Raw genomic sequence first — 2,149 nt, forward strand, 5'->3', positions numbered from 1 at the left:
GGTGCTGACCGCCACCCGACGCCAGCGCCGCGCACCGGGACCGCTGGCGTCGGGTGGCGGTCAGCACCAGCGCGGCGCCGGTGAGGTCATCCGGCCCCAGCCTGCGGGTGCGGAACGCGCGAGGGTCCGCGCCGGTCAACGCCACGACCCGGCTGGCGTACGGATGCATGAGCGCGCCGTCGACCGCGTCGGTGCCGGCGCTGGCCACGGTGACCGGCCAGTCGGCGAAGAGGCGGCGGGCGAGGTACTCCGCCATGGGTGACCGGCACATGTTGGCGCGGCACACGAAGAGCAGCCGGTCGGCCACGGAGACCCCTCTCGTCGGTACGGCGGCGCTCCGGCCGGCACGGCTCGAGGCGGAGGGGATGTCGGCATCGTACGAGGTGCCGCTGCCCCGGTGCCGGGACGCCGCGCCGGGAGGACGGCCATGAAGATCGGCATCCTGTCGTACCACTTCCCGCCGGAGCCGGCGTTCATCCCCGGCAGCCTGGCCGAGGAGCTGGCCGCCCGCGGGCACGAGGTGCGCGTGCTGACCGGCTTCCCGGACTATCCGGGCGGGCACGTCTACCGGGGCTGGCGGCAGCGCTGGCGGCACCAGACCCGCAGCGAGCGGCTCACCGTCCGCCGGGTGCCCCGGTACGCCGGCGGCGACGGGTCCACCCGGGCCCGGATGGCGAGCTGGCTGTCGTTCGCCGGCAGCGTCGCGCTGACCGGTCCCCGCTACTTCCACGACATCGACGCCCTGTACGTTCTCCAGCTTCCGGCGACCACCTTCGCCACCGCGGGCCTGCTCCGGATGCTCGGCCGGGTGCCGACCGTGCTGCACGTGCAGGACGTCTGGGCGGAGGAGGACCCGGCCCGGGGAGTCGACGCCCAGCGATGGTCGGGGCGGATCGGCGCCACCATGCGCCGGATCTACCAGGAGGCCGACGGGATCGCGGTCAGCGCGCCGTCGATGCACGGGCTGGCGGTGGACGGCGGCGCCGATCCGCGCCGGGTGCAGGTCGTGCTCAACTGGACCGATGAGCGGATCTTCCAGCCGACCGAGCCGAGTCGCGCCGCCCGGCAGCTGATCCGCCGGGACGACCGGTGCGTGGTCATGCACGCCGGGACGATCGGCGTCCGGCAGGGACTGGAGACCGCGGTCCGCGCCGCCGCCGCGCTGGACGACCGGATGGACCTGGTCCTGCTGGGGTCCGGGGCGGAGGAGCGGCGGGTGCGGGGGCTCGCCGCCGACCTTCGGGCGGAGAACGTCCGGTTCGTCGAGCGGCGCTCGCCGCTGGACATGCCGGACCTGTACGCCGCGGCCGACTACCAGCTCGTCATGCTGCGCGACCTTCCGGAACTGCACGGCACCGTGCCGGGGAAGCTCCAGGCGGCGCTCTCCTGCGCCTCGCCGGTGGTCGCCTCGGCCGGCGGCGACACGGTGGAGCTCGTCGAGCGGGCCCGGGCCGGCCTCTCCTGCCCGCCGGAGGACTGGGCGGCGCTGGCGGACCGGTTCTGGCTGGCGTCGACCATCCCGCCGCCCGCCCGTGTGGACATGGGCCGCCGGGGACGGGAGGCGTACCTGCGGGAGATGTCGCTGCGGGCCGGGGTGGACCGGGTCGAGCAGCTGATCTACCAGGTCGCGGGGAAGGCCCGTGGGGTCGCCAGCCCGGTCACCGGCCGACAATCGCCGACGTAGTGTGCCGGCTGGTCGGCCGGCCGATGCCGACCGACCAGGACCGCTGGCTCCGGGTGCCCGCCGAACGGACGGCTCGGCGGGCACCGGCGTGCCCGGACCACTCCCGGGCCACAATGGCCGGATGGAAACGGGGGAGCCGTGGGCAGACGGGCGCGGACTCGTCACCCTGCCCGGCGGCGCGCAGGTGCGGGGCCGGCGCATCGCGGCCGCGGCCACGCCCGCAGACTTCGCCCTCCTGCTGGCCCCCGGGCCGCTCCCGCCCTGGCCGCACCGGCGGATCCGGTGGCCCGACTTCTGGGTACCGCTCGACCGGGCCGACGCCTTGGACGCGCTGCACGAGGCGTTGCGCCGGGCGTACGCCGGGCAGCGGGTGGAGGTGGCCTGCCGGGGTGGGGTCGGCCGGACCGGTACGGCGCTCGCCGCGCTCGCCGTCCTGGACGGGCTGCCGGCCGACCCCACCCCGGC

General features: G+C 76.3%; 3 protein-coding genes. 2 read left to right on the forward strand and 1 reads right to left on the reverse strand.

The genetic code is table 11. The annotated features are described in order from the left end of the window. A partial coding sequence (locus tag DKL51_RS31445; protein ID WP_498070967.1) for an arsenate reductase/protein-tyrosine-phosphatase family protein occupies positions 1-307 on the reverse strand: 307 nt, incomplete at its 3' end. Positions 308-427: 120 nt separating this feature from the next. On the opposite strand from DKL51_RS31445, the gene DKL51_RS31450 reads away from it, so the two are divergent. Together DKL51_RS31450 and DKL51_RS31455 are read left to right on the forward strand one after the other, a co-directional pair. Next, positions 428-1,684, forward strand: a complete 1,257-nt coding sequence (locus tag DKL51_RS31450; protein ID WP_109947424.1) for a glycosyltransferase family 4 protein — start codon at positions 428-430, stop codon at positions 1,682-1,684. Positions 1,685-1,805: 121 nt separating this feature from the next. Then, positions 1,806-2,149 (forward strand): protein-tyrosine phosphatase family protein (locus DKL51_RS31455; protein WP_124813106.1); only part of this gene is annotated, 344 nt, incomplete at its 3' end.

It is taken from the genome of Micromonospora globispora (assembly GCF_003857015.1).
Taxonomy (GTDB): domain Bacteria; phylum Actinomycetota; class Actinomycetes; order Mycobacteriales; family Micromonosporaceae; genus Micromonospora; species Micromonospora globispora.

What these genes read in the sequence shown, in the direction of transcription:
- DKL51_RS31450 (WP_109947424.1), top strand. Translation starts at nt 428, where the DNA reads ATGAAGATCGGCATCCTGTCGTACCACTTCCCGCCGGAGCCGGCGTTC.